We start from the raw sequence: 16,361 nt of genomic DNA, 5'->3' as shown, positions 1-16,361 counted from the left end.
CCATGGAACTCGCCCGCACCGGGGCGCGCCGGCCACGCGGAGGCAGAGCCGTCCCGGCCGCGTTCGCCATCGGCGTCGTCCTGCTCGCCGCGGGGTGCGTCCCCGGCACCGACGGCTCGGGGGCCGCCGGTTCCGGGACCGGCGCGGCCACCGCCATACCCGATCCGGCGAAGGCCGGAAAGACCACGCTGACCGTATGGGACCAGGAGATACGCGGCGGAACCAACGGGGAGATACAGCAGCTCAACCGGGAGTTCGAGCGGAAGTACCCCAATGTGCGGATCAAACGGGTCGCCCGGAGCTTCACCGATCTGAAGACCACCCTGAAGCTGGCCGTCTCCGGCAACCATCCGCCCGATGTCATCCAGGCCAACCAGGGCTACCCCGACATGGTGGCCTTCGTCCGGGCCGGGCTGCTCGCCCCGCTGGACAACTACGCCGGGATCTACGACTGGAACACCCGCTACCCCGCCACCCTGCTGGGCCTCAACCGGGTCTCCGCCGACGGCGATGACTTCGGCAGGGGGCGGCTGTACGGCATCTCCCAGACCGGCGAGTACATCGGCCTCTACTACAACAAGGGCCTGTTGAAGCGGGCGGGACTCCAACCCCCGCGCAGCTGGGGTGAGTTCACCGACGGCCTGGCCCGGCTGAAGGACCGCGGCGAGCTGCCGATCCAGTTCGGCAACCTCGACAAGTACCCCGCGATCCACACCTTCGGGGTGCTGCACGACCAGCTCGGCGCCGCCGACGCCCGCGACACCGTCCTCGGCCGCGGCGACGGCTTCGACAACACCGCCACCAAGAACGCCGCGGCCACCCTCGCCGACTGGGCGAAGCGCGGCTATCTGCCCGGCGGCGCCAACGGCCTCGGCTATGACGACGCGGCCAAGAAGTTCGCCTCAGGGGACGGCGCGTACCTGCTGACCGGCACCTGGCAGCTGGCCGACCTCAAGAAGTCCATGGGGGACAAGCTGGGCATCATGCCGCCCCCGCCCGCCAAGGCCGGCGGCGACCCCGTCACCACCGGCGGCCAGGGTCTCGCCTGGTCCATCACCTCCCGCTCCCGCCATCCGGAGGTGGCCGCCGCCTATCTGGACTTCCTCACCAACGCACACGCCGCGGACGTGATGACCCGGCACGGAGTGCTGCCCGCCGTCCCCGCCAAGGCCGCGGCGGGGGTGAGCCCGGACAGCGCCGACGGCCAGATGATCGCCGGCTGGAAGCGGTTGAGCGCCGCCGATGGACTCGTCCCGTACCTGGACTACTCCACCCCCACCTTCTACGACACCCTCTCGGCCGCCCTCCAGGGCGTGGTCAGCGGCAAGACCTCCCCGGACACGTTCGCCGCGACCCTGCAGAAGGATTACGGCGCCTTCCTGGAGAAGCGGCGCGAGCAACACCCGTCCGCGGGGGCCCGATGAGGCTCGCCGCCCTGACCAGGGCCTACCGCCGCCGAGCGCCCGGTGAGCCGCGCGCCATCGGCTACCTCTACATCCTGCCCGCGCTGATCGTGTACGCCGTCTTCCTGCTCTACCCCTTCGGACAGTCGGTGTGGCTGTCCTTTGTGCACTGGGACGGGCTGACGGTCGCCACCCCCGCCGGGTTCGACAACTACCGCGGGCTGTTCACCGACGCGAGTCTGCGCGCCCCCTTCCTCCACGCGCTGCTGCTGCTCATCTTCTACGCCGCCCTGCCGGTGGCCATCGGGCTGCTGCTGGCCGCCGTGATGTCCCGGGCCCGGGTGCGGGGGATGACCTTCTTCCGCACGGTCCTGTTCCTGCCGCAGGTCCTGGCGCTGATCGTGGTCGGCGTGGCCTGGCGCTCGATCCTCGCCCCCGACGGGCTGCTCAACGACACCCTCCGCGCCATCGGCCTCGGCGGGCTCGCCCGCCCCTGGCTCGGCGACTACACCTGGGCGCTGCCCGCCGTCGGCGTCGTCGGCACCTGGGTCGGCACCGGGCTGTGCATGGTCCTCTTCCTGGCCGGGGCCCAGCGCATCCCGCGCGAGCTGTACGAGGCGGCGCGGATCGACGGCGCCGGGCCGCTGCGCGAGTTCCGCACCGTCACCCTGCCCGGTCTGCGGCCGCAGATCGCGGTGGCGCTGACCCTGACCATCGTGGCGGGGCTGCGCAACTTCGACCTGATCTACATCACCACCAGCGGCGGCCCCGGAAACGCCACCTCCGTCCCCGCCTACGAGGTCTACCACCGGGCCTTCGAGACCAACCAGGTCGGCTCGGCCGCCGCCGTCGGCGTGGCCCTCACGGTCCTGATCTTCGTCCTGACCGTCACGGTCTCCCGGCTCGTGGAAGGGCGGCGGGCATGACCACACGCCTGGAACGCCATGTCACCTATGGCATCCTCGCCCTCTTCACCGTCATCGCGCTCACCCCCGTGATCGGCATCCTCTCCACGGCCTTCGGCTCGCAGAGCTCCCTGGACACCGGCTTCTCACTGCCCAGGGGCGGTCTGCACTGGAGCAACTTCGCCGATGCCTGGAGCCGTGGCCACTTCGGCACCTACCTGGGGAACTCGCTGCTGGTCACGGCGGCCGTGGTGGCCGCCACCACCGTGCTCGCCATCCTCGCCGCGTACGCCTTCGGGGTGATGCGCTTCCCCGGCTCCACGGTGCTGTTCCACCTCTTCGTGATCGGGCTGACCCTGCCCCAGGAGGCGCTGGTCGTCCCGCTCTACTTCGATCTGCGCTACGCCGAACTCACCGACAGCTACTGGGCGTTGATCCTGCCGCAGACCGCGCAGTCCCTGGCCTTCGGGGTCTTCTGGATGCGCACGTACTTCCGCGGCAGCGCCCGGGCGGTGATCGAGGCGGCCCGGATCGACGGGGCCAGCACCTGGACCACACTGTGGCGCGTACTGGTCCCGATGGGCCGCCCGGCGATCTCCACCATGGTCGTGATCACCTTCATGTGGACCTGGAACGAGTTCCTGATGGCCCTGGTGATGGTCAGCGACGAGGCCCACCGCACGGTCCCCCTCGGCCTCGCCTTCTTCCAGGGCCAGCACAGCTCCGACGCGGCGCTGCTCGCGGCGGCCTCGGTGCTCATCGCGCTGCCGGTGGTCGTGGTCTATGTGGCGCTGCAGCGCCGGTTCATCGAGGGCATGCTGGGCGGGGCGGTGAAGGAGTGAGCCCAGCAGGCGCCTGGCTCAGGCCGAGGGGGTGCGGCTGACCGGGCGGCCGAGGCGGGCCACGGCGCGGGCGAAGACGGCCGCGTCGTGCACCGCCGCCCCCCCCGTGTCGTTGTTGAAGTACACGTAGACCTCCGCGTCGGGCGGCCAGCCGTCCCCGATCCGCCGCGCCCAGGTGGTCAGCGCCCGGCGCCCGTAGCGCGGGGCCGGTCGGGCGCGGCCGCCGTGGCAGCGCAGATACCCCCACCCGGTGGTCCGCCACAGCGGGGTGACCGGCCGGGAGCCGGAGTCGGCCCAGCAGAGCGCGGCCGAGCGGCGCTCGAGCACCGCGCGGATCTCCGCGGTCCACCAGGAGGCGTGGCGCGGTTCGACGGCCACCCGCGTCCCTGAGGGGAAGCGGCCCAGACAGCGGTCCAGCAGCTCGCCGTCGGCCCGCAGCGTGGGCGGCAGCTGCAGCAGCACCGGGCCCAGCCGGTCGCCCAGCCCGGCCGCGTGCGACATCAGCCGCTCCACCGGCTCCTCGGGGTCGCGCAGCCGCTTGATGTGGGTGAGGTAGCGGCTCGCCTTGAGCGCCATCACAAAGCCCTCGGGCAGCCGCTCCCGCCAGGTGGCGAACTGGTCGTACGAGGGCAGCCGGTAGAAGGCGTTGTTGCTCTCCACCGTGGCGAAGGCACGGGTGTACTCCTCCAGCCACAGCCGCTGCGGACAGCCCTCGGGATAGAGGCCGCCGCGCCAGTCCCGGTACTGCCATCCCGAGGTGCCGACCAGGACGGTCACGGGTAGCGGCCGTCGGCATCGATTGACTCGACGATGACGGGGTAACCGGACTCGTCCGGGCCTGTGGCGTTCTCCATACCTCCAGGGTGCCGGGTCTCCGGTATCCGCGCGCCCCGGCCACCGGCCGGGGAACCGAACGGTTCGCGGACGGGCGGACCATCGGCTCGATCCGCGGACGAGTCCTTCAGGAGCGGGGGTGAGTCATGATCTTCACCGACCGGATGGATGCCGGGCGCCGCCTCGGCGAGGCGCTGCGCCCCTTGGCGGAGGAGAAGCCGGTCGTGTTCGGGCTGCCGCGGGGCGGGGTGCCGGTGGCCTCCGAGGTGGCCCGGGCGCTCCATGCGCCCCTGGACGTGATCATCGTCCGTAAGCTCGGCGTCCCCTACCACCGGGAGCTGGCGTTCGGCGCCGTCGGTGAGGGCGGCGTACGGGTGGTCCATGAGGCGATCGTCCGGATGAGCCGGGCCGATGAGAAGGACCTCGCCGAGGTGGAGCGGACCGAGCGGGAGGAGCTGGCCCGCAAGGCGAGTCGGTTCCGCCGGGGCCGCCCGCGGATCCCGGCCGAGGGCCACACCGTGATCATCGTGGACGACGGGATCGCGACCGGCGCCACGGCCCAGGCCGCCTGCCGGGTGGCACGGGCCCAGGGGGCCGCGCGGGTGGTACTCGCGGTGCCGGTGGCGCCCCCGGACGCGGTCGCCGCGCTGCGCGCGGACGCGGACGAGGTGGTGGCCCTGTCCACGCCCTCGGACTTCGCGGCGGTGGGGGAGTGGTACGAGGACTTCTCGCAGACCGCGGACGACGAGGTGGTGGAGTTGCTGTCCCGGTCGACCGGGGAGACCGGTGAGGCGCATCCTGGAAGGTGACGCAGGAGGTGAGCGCGATGGAGACGATCGTGGGATGCGACATTCAGATGGAGTTCCGTGAGATCGGCCCGCTGACCGAAGCGGTCGTCCGGCTGAGGATGCACGACGGCACGGAGATGCTGGCCCAGGGCCGCGCCAACCGCAACCCCGACGACCCGGCGCAGCCGAGGGTCGGCGAGGAGATCGCGGCGGCGCGGGCGCTGAGCAATCTGGCGCACCGGCTGATCGGCAAGGCGGGCGGCGACATTGAGGAAGTCACCCACTCCAAGGCGCATGTGGTGATGTAAGGCCGTTGAGGCGAGGGAGCGTCCGCCGCGGTGGCCCACCGCGGGCGGACGCTCCTGTGCGGTTGGACCGCCCAGATGGGACCGCCCGCATGGGACCGCCCGCATGGGACCGCCCGTGTGGGACTGCCCGTGTGCGGGCCCGTTCAGCGGCGCCCGAGGGTGAGCCGCTGGCCGGGCCGGATCAGATCCGGGTCGGCGCCGATGACCTGGCGGTTGATCTCGTAGAGCCGCTCCCAGCCGCCCGCCACTCTCTTCCGCTCCGCGATCCGGGAGAGGGTGTCCCCGCGGACGACGGTGTACGACCCGGCCCGGGGCTGGGTCTTGGCCGGCGGTTCGGGTACGGCCTTCGGGGCGATGAGCGGCGGCTGGGTCTTCGTGGGCGTGACGGCCGTGACCGTGGTGGCGGCCGGGGCCGGCGAGGTGGACGTGGGGGCTGAGGCGGCGTTCGCCTGGCCGATGCCGATGAGCGGCAGGGCGACGCCGGCGCCTCCCGCGGTGATCGCGAGCGAGGTGCGGGAGACCCGATGGGACCGGGGTCGGCGATGGCGTCCGCGTGCGGCCATGGAGTCCTTCTTCCTGTCCTGGTACGGCAGTTGGCGAGTGCGATGGCTGCCGCACAGTAATCCCGCGGTTCTGGCGTGGACAAGGCCTTCGGGCGTTTGCTGGAGAGAAGCCAGTGCGGTGAAGGTGGGCGGTGACGCGATCAACGCGCCCCGGACATAAGAGCCCGCGCGCGGGGAAGGGAGTCCCAGGGGGCATGCGCGGGAGGCATCGGGGCACCCGCCCTCGATGCCGGTGGCTGCTCCCGGCAGACGGCTGACCTCGGGAGGTCGCTCATGAGTCAACGCAGCGGTTCGGCTCCTCGGCGCACGGCGGCGGCACGGTCCCGACCACCGGTCTTATGCGTGCTGCTGGTCGGCGCGCTGGCCACGGTCACCGCGTGCGGCAGCGACACCGGGGACGGGGACTCCGCGCGGCGCGCCTCGTCCGCCACCTCCGCCGCGCCACCCTCCACCCCCGAGGTCGCCTCCTCTGAAGGCGGCTCCTCCGGAGGCGGTCCCTCGCGGAACGAACGGCCCGCCTCGCGGACCGCGCAGTCCCCTTCGCCCTCGGCACCGTCCTCGCGGCCCGCCGCCGCGTCCGGGGCGCGCCGTGTGTGCTCCAAGGCGCAGTTGACGCTGTCAGTCGGCCGGAAGGACATGGGGGCGGGCAATGTGTACCTGCCCCTGGTGTTCACCAACAGGTCCGCCACGACCTGCACCCTCACCGGATACCCCGGTGTCTCGCTGCTCGACTCCAGCGGCGCGGCGATCGGTGACCCCGCCACCCGGCGCGGCCCCACCCGCTCCCCGGTCTCCCTGCCGCCCGGCGGCAGTGCCTCCGCCAGCCTGCACACGCTCAACGAGGGCATGAACGACACCCCGTGCCGCCGCACCGCCGCGCGGATCCGGGTCTATCCGCCGGATTCCTTCGACGCGATGAACGTCTCGACCCGGTCGTTCCGGGTGTGCGGAGGCGTGTTCGAGGTCGAGACGACGCGATCGGGAACGGGGGGATGACACCGGCATATCGGGGGGCTCCCGGGCGCGCGGAAGTGTCCGAAAATCTTGACAACGCAGGCGCCGACTGGCCGTGTTCACCCTTTCGCAATCAAAAGGGGTAGGCCACCATGGGGATGCCTCATTTGAGCCGTTAGGGAGCGTCCGGAGGGGGACGGTGTCATGGAGCGGGTCGCGACCGAGGTCGAGACGGAGCTGCTGGACCTTTCGGGGGCGACACTCGAAGACCTGGAGCGGCACGAAGGGATTTCCGCGGTGACGGAGCGGCTGCTCGACATCGTCCAGCGCCCGCCGACGATCGGCAACTCGTCGACGTCGGAACCCTGTGTGAGTTAGGCGGCTATGACGTCCTCCGTCACGCGGGGCCTCAACCATCGTTTATCGGCGGGGGGTTTCGCCGAGTTGGCGCGGGGTTCGGGCGGTCCCTCGGCCGTGGCCGAACTGAGGTCGGGACAGCGCAGCCAGGCCATGCTGTTGCTGCGCGCCCTGGTGGACATCGCCTCCGCGCACCCCGCCCTGCCCGGCCCTCTCCCCCCGCCCCGGGACGCCTGGCACCTGCTGATTCGGGCCGAGCACCGCTCCCCGGCAGCCGTGGAGACGCTGCTGCTGCACCCGTCCGTGGGAGCGTGGCTCAACCGCTGTCTGCGCAGGCTGCGCGGTCTGGAATCGGGGGACGGGCCGCTGTGGACCGCGGCGGGTCATCTGCATGCCGTAGCTGCCTCGGCCGCTCTTCTCGCCGGAATCGACTTTCGCGGCACCGTTCCCGTGCGCGGGCGCGGGGTGATATTGCCCGGCCTGGGATTCGCCCGCGTTCCGGACACCGCCGCTGTCGCCGAGGTCGTCATGAACGGCCGTAAGGCGGTGGTGTTATCCGGCCCGCATTCGGTGACGCTGCCCGCCGACTTCTCCGAGGACGCTCCCGGTTGGCACGGATTGCGGCGGCTGCGTGGAGAACACCAGGGGATGGTGTGTGCCCCCCTCGTCGATGACCTCGACCCCTATCGCGACTTTCTCCGGATCCGGGAGCCCGAGCGCCTCGGCGACGAAGAGTGGCAGGGCTGGCAGGAGAGATTCGGCAATGCGTGGCGGCTGGTCTCGGAGCAGCGTCAGGTGGACCCGCGGGGAATCGGCGCCTGCCTGTCCTCCGTCGTGCCCGTGCCGTACGCCGCCTGGCCCGAACCGTTCAGCGCCTCATCGCCGGAGGCGTACGGCTGTGTGCTGCTCAACGGGACCGCGGACCCACTGACCCTCGCCACCGCGCTGGTGCACGAGGCCCAGCACATCAAACTCAGCGCCCTGATGGACCTGGTGCCCCTGGTCGAAGGGGGCCTGGAGGAGATCCACTACGCGCCCTGGCGGCTGGAGCCGCGACCGCTGCGCGGGCTCCTCCAGGGGGTGTACGCGTTCCTGGGCGTGACCGGATTCTGGTGGGACCGGCTGCGGCGCGCCGAGCCCGGACCGGCCCGGGACACCGCCGCGTTCGAGTTCGCCCTGCGCCGGGCACAGACCGCCTCGGGGCTGCGCACGCTCCTCACCCACGCCGAACTGACCCCCAGGGGCGAGGAGTTCCTTAACCGGCTGGAGGAACGGCTGACCCTGTGGCTCGCACAGCGGGTGCCTTCCGTACCGCGCCGGCTGGCGTCGGACCTGATCCACGATCACCGGCTCGTCCACCGCATGCGCCACCTGGCGGCGGACCCGGAGCCGACCGCCCGCTGGGCGCGGGCCTGGCGGGAGCGGACCGACCCTCCCGGGGAGCTGCCCGGGACCTCGGTCCGGCCGACCCGCCCCGAGGCACCGGCGCGCCCCGCGCTCGCCCGGCTCCGGCTCCGGGACCCGGCGGGGTTCGCCCGGCTGTGCGAGGGCGGGGGAGCGGGGGCACCCGGGGAGTCATCCGGGGGAGCGAGGCCGCCCGGGGGCGGTGACGCCTCCGATCGGGCCGCCTCCGATCTGGCCGCGTCCGGCCGGGCCGACCTCGACTGGGCCGCCGGGGACACCGCGGCCGCGCTGCGCGGCTACCGGGCCCGTCTGGAAGCGGACCCGGAGGACATCGCGGCATGGGCCGGGCTCGCGCTCGCCTTGCCGGACGGCGCGGCCAGGACGGCCCTGCTCAACCACCCCGAACTGGTCCTGGCCGTTCACCGGGAGCTGCGCACCGCACCGGGCACGGGTCCCGATCCGGTGGCGCTGGCGCGGTGGATCGGGAACCGTAGACGCGGGTGAACGGTGCGCGGCACGGGGCCCCGCGGACGGCGCCGCGGACGACGGCTCAGATGGAGATCGACTCCGCATCGCAGTCCGCCCGGATGCCCCGGGCCGCCGCGACCGTCGCCGGGTGGCTGGCCGTCAGCACCCGGCGCAGCCGGCCGAGCGCGTCCTGGTGCAGCTCCTCCGCCTGCCTGCCCTCACCCAGCGCGCGAAGATCCCCCGACAGATTGACCGCACACGCGAGCGTGGTGGGGTGGTCCTCGCCGAGCCGGGACCGGCAGGCCGCCAGGGTCTCGACGTCCAGGTCGTGGGCCTCCTGGTAGTCCGCGAGGGTGTAGTGGTCGCTGGCCAGGTTGACGGCACAGGCCAGCGCCGTGGGATGGTCGGCCGCCAGCCGCTCGACGAGCACCGGCAGCGTCTCCTTGTTCAGCGCCAGCGCCTCGTCCGTCTCGCCCAGCAGCCGCAGCGTCACGGCGAGGTCGACCGCCGCGCCCAGGGCCGCCGGATGCCGTTCCCCCAGCAGGACGCGCATGTCGTCGAGACATTTCCGGCCGAGCTCACGGGCACCCTCCAGATCTGCGGTCTGCCGCAGATCCATCGAGAGGGCCAAGGCCGTGGTGGTGATGTGGAGGTTGGGCTCGGTGTAGCGCAGCCGGTAGCGCTCCAGCACTTCCCGGCTGAGGTCCAGGGCGCCCTCGTGGTCGCCCGCCTTACGGCGCGCCACGGCGAGGTTGCGCAGGGCGTAGACCACGGTGGGTGTGTTCGGCGGGAACAATTGGCGGGCGCGGCTACAGGTCTGCTCCAGCATGTCGCGGGCGGCCAGATAGTCCCCGCCCTCGCGGACGTCGATGCTGAGGTTGGCCTCCACCAGGATGGTGAGCAGGGCGTCCTCGCCGAGCACCAGACCAGCGGTGCGCCGGGCGCGCTCGTCCAGCTGCCGGGCGCGCTCGTAGTCCCCCGCCGCGCGCAGCGCCACGGCGTAGTCGTTTGTCGCGGCGATGGAGTACGGGTCCTCGTCCCCGGCGAGCCGCAAGGTCCTGGTCCAGCGGTCCTTCTCCAGCTCCACATAGCGGGCGTATTCGCCCTGGTAGCGGGTGTCGACGGCGACCGCGCCCTGAGTCACCAGGGTGTTCTCGTGGTCGTCGCCCTCCTGGGCACGCTGGAGCTCCAGTGTCCGGCGGTTGAGCTCCCAGGCCTCCCTGAAGTGGCCGAGCACGGTCAGCACATGGCCCAGGGACCGGGAGACGGCCAGCGTCTCCACACTGTCCTCGCCGAGCGTCTCCACCCACTTTCGTCGCACCTGGGTGGCGAGCTCCAGCGCGCCCTCGTGGTCGCCCCAGATATGGAGGAAGCGCACCAGGTTCCGCACCATCTGCCGCACCCATTTGTCGTCGCACTCCATCGCGCGCGACGCCCGGACATGGGAGAGGAGGTCGGCATACCGCCCCCAGTTCGGGGGTGCCACGTCGTTGGGGTCGCCGAAGGCCAGCAGCACATGGGCGCTGTGCCGCATGTCCGCCTGCTGCTGCGTGGACATCTGGCCGATCAGCACGGCCTGCACCAGCCGGTGCATCTCGATCGTGTTGCTACGGTGATTGATCTTGATCAGGGCGTAGCGGTTGATCTCACGGATGGCATGGCCGAGCTTGATCGGGTCCTGCAGCACCGTCGAGAGCTCGGGGGAGAGGGACACCCCGCGCACACCGGAGAACAGCCGCCGGGAGATCGGCTCGGGCGCGAAGAACGAGCACATCTGGAGGAGCTGGATGGCACCGGGATGGGTTTCGGCCAGCCGCCGCAGCGACATGTTCCAGGCGGCGGCGACCGGTTCGGGGTAGTCCACCGGAACGCCCGCCGCCAGCAGCTCGTTGCGGCGGGTGGAGACATCGGCCCGCTCGTCCTCGAAGACCTGGAGGTATTCGTCGACCGGCATCCCTGTTTCGGTGAGCCACGCGGCCGCCTGCTCGATGGCCAGCGGAAGGTCCCCCAGCGCGTCGGCGACCCGGTCCGCCTGATCGCGCGGCAGCTCAGGACCCCGGCGGCGCAGCAGCTCGATGCTCTCCTCCCGCTCGAAGACGTCCACTTCGACGGTGCGGGCCGCGCGCGACCACTGGGCGTTCCTCGAGGTGACCAGGATCCGGCCCGGCCCGCCCGGGGGGAAGAACGGCCGGACCGTCTCCAGCTCCTCGGCATTGTCGAAGACCAGCAGCCAGTTGCGGCACGGGCGTCCGGTGCGCAGCGCGTCGAGCACGCTGGGCACGGCCGTGTTGGCCTCCATGCCCGCGTGCAGCCCGAGCCGGTCGGCGAGCTGGACCAGCGCCTGGCGGATCTGCTCGGGGCGCTCCGCCGGGATCCACCACACCGCGTCGTAGTCGGCGGCGTGCTGATGGACGTACTCCAGGGCGATCTGTGACTTGCCCACCCCGCCGAGTCCGTGCAGGGCCTCGGGCAGCACGGCGGCGGTGCCCTCGCTCTTCAGCCGCTCGTGGAGAGTGTCGAGCAACGTCTGCCGCCCGGTGAAGTTGTTGTTACGGGGCGGTACGTTTCCCCAGATGGACGGGGGTTCCCCGGGCTGGCGCTCCTCCACGGCGGGCAGGGACCGGGCAGCGGTCACGGACACGAAGGTTCCTCTCAGATGCTCCCCCGCCGGGCCCGGCGAGCCGTGCGTCGGCGGGGACGGTGAATCGTCGGCCTGGGACAGCGGGTCTGTGCGGGGAGCGGTGGAGTCAGTCATGGCCGAAACCGCCTCGGAGACCACATATTTTCCCCTGTGTGACGCGTCTTCAACTGGATCGGGTCCGCTTTCCCCCGAGCGGGTGAGCGCCTGATGGGCCAGGACAAGGGCGCGAAAGGAGCGCGCACCCTCCAGATACGGCCCCGAAAGCGCCTGGTAGACCTGCTCCTGGAGGCGGATGTACGGCAGCAGCCGCTCCGACCTCGGGAGGTCCCCCACCGAGCCCGAGGGGTGGTTGAGCAGATCGCGCAGCATCAGCAGCGGTTTCCAGCGGCGGCCCAGCCGGTCCAGGACACTGCCGAGGATGTACAGCGACTCGTCCCGCATCCCGGCGGACAGCAGCAGTTCACGCACCCCGTCGTGGAACTCGTAACCGATGCCCGTCTCGTCCAGCGGGTCGGCGGCCCCCACCTTGCGCAGCAGCCCGCCAAGCAGCACCTCGGCCAGATCGCCCGGGCTGCCCTCCGGCTGGTGGATCCCCTGCACGAACTCCATCACGGGAATGTTCAACGGGGCCGCGGCCAGCCGGGACGCCAGCCTGAAGGCGCTCGGCGAGGCGGTGGCGCGGAACCGGAAGACGCGGTCCCAGGCGCTCGGTTCGGGTTCGGGATCCCAGCGCTCGGCGGGCGCCCCGGGCAGCAGCGCCATCGTGTCCTCGCCGCGCGCCGACGGACGGGCCACCAGCCGCGCCCAGTTGGCCATCCACCGCGCGCCCAGCTCCAGCACCGGGACCGGCGGCGCGCCGCCCGGCCAGGAGCCGCCGTCCGCCCGCCGCCAGGTGCCGTTGGGGGCGCCCGGTTCCGGCACCCGCACCCGTACCCGCTCCGGCGCCACCCCGGTGTGGTGCCAGCGGCCCTGGTGCAGGACGTGCAGCACCGCGACCGACGCGTGCCGCGCCCAGTTGGCCAGCGCGCGCTGGGCGCTCTCATCGCCCCAGGCCGCGCCGATGCCATCGGTCAGCACCAGCACCGTCCGCTTGCCGCGCGGCTCCATCCCCGCCACCGGCGAGCGGTCCCCTTCGGGTAATGGATGGTCGGTGTTCACCGGGTGCACCCGCACATCCCGGAAGGCGCCGGTGCGTCGCAACACGGTGACCAGGTGCGCCGCCGTCCGCCGCCACACCACCATCGAACTGCCGCGGTCCACCACCAGAACGGCGTCCATCCAGCGCTCGCGCACGGGCACCAGGTCGGGCACCCACAGCCCCTCGCGCGCCGCGCGCTCGGCCGTGGCCTCCTCGTCGACCTCCGTCTCGACCGGCGAGGGCGAGGTGCGCTTGAGCGGCCGCAGCGCCCGGGACAGGGCGCGCTCGGGCAGCGGCGGCCCCTCGGCGGACGGCCGCCGCACGGGCACGAAGGCCTCCGCGACGGCCGTCGGCTCCGCCTCACCGGGCGGCGCCGAGACGCCGATCAGCTCCGCGGGGAGCGGCGGTTCGGCGACCCGGGGCGCCGCCTCCGGGCCGGACGCGGGGCGCTCCTCCTGCCCGCCCTGCCGCGGTTCGTCCGACGGCTCGTCACCGGGCGGCGGGGCGTGCGCCTCCGGTGTCCCGGGGAGGGTGGCGGGGTCCGGCGGCCCGGGGCCACGGTCCGGCTCGGCCTTGCAGACCGCCAGCCACAGGGCGTCGGCGAGCTGCCGCCAGTCGAGGTCCCGTGGGCCAGGCCCGGCGGACCTGCCGCCTGGGTCATGTGTCATGTCGAGCCCGCTGCGCTGTCCAGCCGGTGCCAGACGGCCCGCAGTAGCTCCTCCCACTCGGGCCCCGGAACATGTGACTGGGACGTCACCAGATACACCGCGTTGAGCAACTGGTCGGCGGCGAGGCCGCCTTCGCGCTCGCTGCGCTCGAGGAACATCTGGATCAGCTCCCGCGCACGCGGATCGTCGGCCCGCCCCAGATGCGCGGCCACGATCGCGGCGAGCCGGTCCGCGTCCGGGTCGGGCAGCCGCAGCTGGAGACAGCGCCGCAGGAACGCGGGCGGGAACTCCCGCTCGCCGTTGCTGGTGATGACGACGACGGGGAAGGCGCGGCAGCGCACCCGCCCCGAGGCGATGACGGTACTGCGCTCCGGGTCGTCGGTGAGGACCGATACGGCCGGGCGGCGCCTGCGGATGCGCACCAGCTCGGGGATGGAGTACTCACCGGCCTCGAAGATGTCGAGGAGGTCATTGGGCAGATCGATGTCGCTCTTGTCGAATTCGTCGATGAGCAGGACGCGCGGCAGCCGGTGCGGGAGCATCGCCGTGCCCAGCGGCCCGAGTTGGAGGAAGTCACCGATGTCCTCAGGGCCGGGCTGGTGGGTGTCCCCCTCCGCGGCCTGGCCGGCCGCTGCGGCGTGCACCCGGCCGACGGCATCGTAGCCGTACAGCCCGGAGCGCAGGGTCGACCGGGTGGTGATCGGCCAGCGCAGCACCCGGCCCAGACCAAGCTCCCGGCTGATGCGGAACGCCAGCGTGGACTTGCCGGTGCCCGGGCGGCCGGTCACCAGAAGGGGGCGCCGGAGGATCAGCGCCGCGTTGACGAGATCGGCCTCCTCGGGGTCGGAGCGCGCCCCGAGGGGAGTGGCGCCCAGCCGCCGGGCGCTGTCCTGCTCGTCCTCCGGCGGCGCCGGGGGCTCGGTCGGGGTGTCGCCCGTGTCCGCTAACGAGCCGGACCGGCCGTTGCCCTCGACCGGGGAGGCTGACACCCCGCCGAAGGCGCGCCACGGGGGCGGCGGCGGAAGGATCTCCTCCAGGCTTACGTCGTGCAGCGGGCGCCCGGTGCCCTGGTAGATCCACCAGGGGCGCGGTATCCCGGCCGGGAGGGCGGCCGGGGCGGAACCGGAATCCTGGTGGACCCGTCCGTTGTGGCGCAGCGCAGGCTCTTCGTCGCTCATCGACCACCCACCCCCTCGTCCGGCCCCGTCATGCGCCCTTGCGGTTCCACGGGACGGGTCGGGTCGTCCCAAACGAGCACCACATGCTGCCCCAGGTGATGCTCCCGCTCCGCGGAGTCGATCGTATGGGCGTCCAGACGTAACTCTGTCACGGCTTCGCGGAGGCGTGCCAGGTTCCCGCTGGCGTCGGCCTGTTTTTGTCTCAGCTGCGGGACGAAGCCGGGGGCCCGGGTCGCCCGGCCGTCCCAGGCGACCACCGGGATCCCGGCCCGCCAGGCGGTCAGCGCCTCCGAGGTGCCCTCGGGAGTGAGCCCCGGGGGCGAGGTCAGGACCAGCGCGACCACCTGCGGATCGGCCTTGAGCCGGGCGAGCAGGGCGGTGGGGTCGCCGGAGCGCGGACTGTCCGGCTCGTCGCCGTCCACCACGAGCTGTCTGGCGCGCTCGGGCTGCTGGTCGAAGAGGTTCCAGCGGTGCTTCCACTCCCGGTGCCAGCGCCTGGTCCAGCTGCGCTCCAGGCTCCGTACGACCACCGGATGGCCCAGGTACAGCGGGATGGGCGACTCGCTGTCGAGCTCCAGGCGCCAGCGGTGGACCGGCAGATTCAGGTCATCCGGGCCGAGCATGAACTCGATGTGGATCGCCCGGGCGTCGTCCCACTCCTCGGCCGCCCGGTACACCAGCGTCTGGACCGCCCGCTCCGCGGTCTCCGCGGTGACCTGGGCGACCGGGCCGCGGACCGGATGCCAGCCGGTGGGGTCGTACTGGTGCCAGGACGAGAGCTCGTAGGCCCCGGCCTCCTCCTGCGGCAGCAGCCGGATCACCAGATAGGCGTCCACCGGACCGGCCGGGGCGGCATGCCCCACCTGCTGCCGCAGCGACCGCAGCTGGGGCGTCAGACCCAGCTCCCTGGCCCGCTCATCGGCCCAGTCGCGCAGCGCGTCGGCCCGCTGCAGCGGACGCGCCGCCGCCGCGAGGTACTCCACGAGGGCGAGCCCCGGCGGCAGCCCGCCCGGCTGTGCGTTCATCCGGCTGAGCACCTCGAAGGCGTGCCAGGGGTCGGTGACCGCGGGGACGTCCTGCAGCGGGCCCGCGGCCGTACGGCACAACTGGCCCAGCTGCTCGATCTCCAGATCCTTCAGCAGCGAGCGCAGCTTCGCGATGGCGGTCTCGGGCAGCGCCGGACGGGCCGTCAGCTGCTCCATGACCGAGTCGAGCCGCTTGATCGCGTCTTCGTCCGCCGCCGCCATCACCGCGAGGGACGCGCGTAGTGCGTGCATGATCCGCACGTTTTCCAGGCATTCGCGGGCCAGCTCCACCAGGAAGTAGTCGGTCACCCGATGGGCGCGCACGGGGACGCTGGTCATCTCCAGCTCCATGGCGACCAGATCCAGACACAGCGTGCGCAGGTCCGGATCCGTCAGACAGCGGAACTCCCGCAACGCCGTGACGAGGTTGCCGACCGATTTCAGGCCACCTTCCCCCAGGGCCGTCATGCCGTGCCCTCCCCCGAGGCCGCATCACCGGTCCCCGCCGCCGATGATCCCGCCGGAGACCCTGCCATACGCGGGTGCCGCCCGCCCGGTCTCCGGGACAACTTGTATGCCCCGGGAGCCACTTGTGACACCACTGACGAGTATGTCCGTGGCACCGTCCCCCGCGCGCCCCCGCGCCCGGAGCGGGCGCCGCAGCGGCCGGGGCACCGCCCCGGCGGTGCACGGGGGGCCCGCGCCAGCGGCGACCGCGAGGCGGAGGGCCGTCCTCCTCAGGGGTCCACCTGGACGGTTCCGCCGAGCCCGCGCGGGGGACGCCGCTCCGCGGCGGCCCGGGCAGGGGGCGGCGGCGGAAGGTTCGGGGGCCCTCATCCACGGGGGGAGGGCGACCCGGGGCCTCATCCGCGGGGGCGGGAGGGT

The 16,361-nt window shown here is 72.6% G+C and carries 13 protein-coding genes and 1 pseudogene; 8 read left to right on the top strand and 6 right to left on the bottom strand.

Annotated features, from left to right (window positions below):
• Positions 1–2: 2 nt before the first annotated feature.
• Genes VT50_RS12105 through VT50_RS12095 form a run of 3 tightly spaced genes read left to right on the top strand, consistent with a single transcriptional unit; the run spans position 3 to position 3,150 of the window.
• On the top strand, positions 3–1,424 hold the full coding sequence (locus VT50_RS12105; protein WP_046085899.1) for an extracellular solute-binding protein: 1,422 nt from the start codon (positions 3–5) through the stop codon (positions 1,422–1,424).
• A complete protein-coding gene (locus VT50_RS12100) occupies positions 1,421–2,329 on the top strand; it encodes a carbohydrate ABC transporter permease (protein ID WP_046085900.1) in 909 nt (302 codons plus the stop codon). The genes VT50_RS12105 and VT50_RS12100 overlap by 4 nt, the downstream gene beginning before the upstream one ends.
• Positions 2,326–3,150, top strand: coding sequence for a carbohydrate ABC transporter permease (locus VT50_RS12095; protein WP_046085901.1), 825 nt, complete (start codon positions 2,326–2,328; stop codon positions 3,148–3,150). The genes VT50_RS12100 and VT50_RS12095 overlap by 4 nt, the downstream gene beginning before the upstream one ends.
• 18 nt (positions 3,151–3,168) lie before the next feature.
• Here the strand turns inward: VT50_RS12095 and VT50_RS12090 are convergent, their stop codons facing one another.
• On the bottom strand, positions 3,169–3,927 hold the full coding sequence (locus VT50_RS12090; RefSeq protein WP_046085902.1) for a DUF72 domain-containing protein: 759 nt from the start codon (positions 3,925–3,927) through the stop codon (positions 3,169–3,171).
• A 203-nt stretch (positions 3,928–4,130) separates the two neighbouring features.
• Between VT50_RS12090 and VT50_RS12085 the strand changes: the two are divergent.
• Together VT50_RS12085 and VT50_RS12080 are read left to right on the top strand one after the other, a co-directional pair.
• Positions 4,131–4,778: pseudogene (locus VT50_RS12085) on the top strand (phosphoribosyltransferase); the annotation flags it as partial.
• 32 nt (positions 4,779–4,810) lie between these two features.
• Positions 4,811–5,080, top strand: a complete 270-nt coding sequence (locus VT50_RS12080; RefSeq protein WP_046085903.1) for a DUF1876 domain-containing protein — start codon at positions 4,811–4,813, stop codon at positions 5,078–5,080.
• Positions 5,081–5,223: 143 nt separating this feature from the next.
• Here VT50_RS12080 and VT50_RS12075 read toward each other — a convergent pair whose 3' ends face one another.
• Positions 5,224–5,643 (bottom strand): LysM peptidoglycan-binding domain-containing protein, encoded by a 420-nt coding sequence (locus VT50_RS12075; protein ID WP_046085950.1) that lies wholly within the window; start codon positions 5,641–5,643, stop codon positions 5,224–5,226.
• 278 nt (positions 5,644–5,921) lie between these two features.
• Positions 5,922–6,245, bottom strand: a complete 324-nt coding sequence (locus tag VT50_RS40370; RefSeq protein ID WP_240529138.1) for a hypothetical protein — start codon at positions 6,243–6,245, stop codon at positions 5,922–5,924.
• 7 nt (positions 6,246–6,252) lie between these two features.
• Between VT50_RS40370 and VT50_RS40365 the strand changes: the two genes are divergently transcribed.
• From VT50_RS40365 to VT50_RS12065, 3 genes are all read left to right on the top strand, one after another.
• Positions 6,253–6,639, top strand: coding sequence for a DUF4232 domain-containing protein (locus tag VT50_RS40365; protein WP_240529137.1), 387 nt, complete (start codon positions 6,253–6,255; stop codon positions 6,637–6,639).
• A 162-nt stretch (positions 6,640–6,801) separates the two neighbouring features.
• On the top strand, positions 6,802–6,975 hold the full coding sequence (locus VT50_RS39580) for a hypothetical protein (protein ID WP_020866419.1): 174 nt from the start codon (positions 6,802–6,804) through the stop codon (positions 6,973–6,975).
• A 96-nt stretch (positions 6,976–7,071) separates the two neighbouring features.
• A complete protein-coding gene (locus tag VT50_RS12065; protein ID WP_240529136.1) occupies positions 7,072–8,862 on the top strand; it encodes an HEXXH motif domain-containing protein in 1,791 nt (596 codons plus the stop codon).
• Between the two features lie 46 nt (positions 8,863–8,908).
• Here the strand turns inward: VT50_RS12065 and fxsT are convergent, their stop codons facing one another.
• Genes fxsT through VT50_RS12050 form a run of 3 tightly spaced genes read right to left on the bottom strand, consistent with a single transcriptional unit; the run spans position 8,909 to position 15,944 of the window.
• On the bottom strand, positions 8,909–13,273 hold the full coding sequence (fxsT, locus tag VT50_RS12060; RefSeq protein WP_046085906.1) for an FxSxx-COOH system tetratricopeptide repeat protein: 4,365 nt from the start codon (positions 13,271–13,273) through the stop codon (positions 8,909–8,911).
• Entirely contained in the window at positions 13,270–14,451 is a 1,182-nt protein-coding gene (locus tag VT50_RS12055; protein ID WP_053048539.1) for an AAA family ATPase, read from the bottom strand. Before VT50_RS12055 ends, fxsT begins: the two co-directional genes overlap by 4 nt.
• Positions 14,448–15,944, bottom strand: a complete 1,497-nt coding sequence (locus VT50_RS12050) for a VMAP-C domain-containing protein (RefSeq protein WP_046085907.1) — start codon at positions 15,942–15,944, stop codon at positions 14,448–14,450. Before VT50_RS12050 ends, VT50_RS12055 begins: the two co-directional genes overlap by 4 nt.
• Between the last annotated feature and the right edge of the window lie 417 nt (positions 15,945–16,361).

The sequence above is a fragment of the Streptomyces antioxidans genome (assembly GCF_000968685.2).
Taxonomy (GTDB): domain Bacteria; phylum Actinomycetota; class Actinomycetes; order Streptomycetales; family Streptomycetaceae; genus Streptomyces; species Streptomyces antioxidans.
Note: the sequence above shows the minus strand (reverse complement) of the source record. Positions and strands in the feature narration are given on the sequence as shown.

Excerpts from the sequence above, each read along its gene's own strand:
- VT50_RS12105 (WP_046085899.1), top strand. The coding sequence starts at position 3 with ATGGAACTCGCCCGCACCGGGGCGCGCCGGCCACGCGGAGGCAGAGCC.
- VT50_RS12100 (WP_046085900.1), top strand. The coding sequence starts at position 1,421 with ATGAGGCTCGCCGCCCTGACCAGGGCCTACCGCCGCCGAGCGCCCGGT.
- VT50_RS12095 (WP_046085901.1), top strand. The coding sequence starts at position 2,326 with ATGACCACACGCCTGGAACGCCATGTCACCTATGGCATCCTCGCCCTC.
- VT50_RS12080 (WP_046085903.1), top strand. The coding sequence starts at position 4,811 with ATGGAGACGATCGTGGGATGCGACATTCAGATGGAGTTCCGTGAGATC.
- VT50_RS12075 (WP_046085950.1), bottom strand. The coding sequence starts at position 5,643 with ATGGCCGCACGCGGACGCCATCGCCGACCCCGGTCCCATCGGGTCTCC.
- VT50_RS39580 (WP_020866419.1), top strand. The coding sequence starts at position 6,802 with ATGGAGCGGGTCGCGACCGAGGTCGAGACGGAGCTGCTGGACCTTTCG.
- fxsT (WP_046085906.1), bottom strand. The coding sequence starts at position 13,273 with ATGACACATGACCCAGGCGGCAGGTCCGCCGGGCCTGGCCCACGGGAC.
- VT50_RS12055 (WP_053048539.1), bottom strand. The coding sequence starts at position 14,451 with ATGAGCGACGAAGAGCCTGCGCTGCGCCACAACGGACGGGTCCACCAG.
- VT50_RS12050 (WP_046085907.1), bottom strand. The coding sequence starts at position 15,944 with ATGACGGCCCTGGGGGAAGGTGGCCTGAAATCGGTCGGCAACCTCGTC.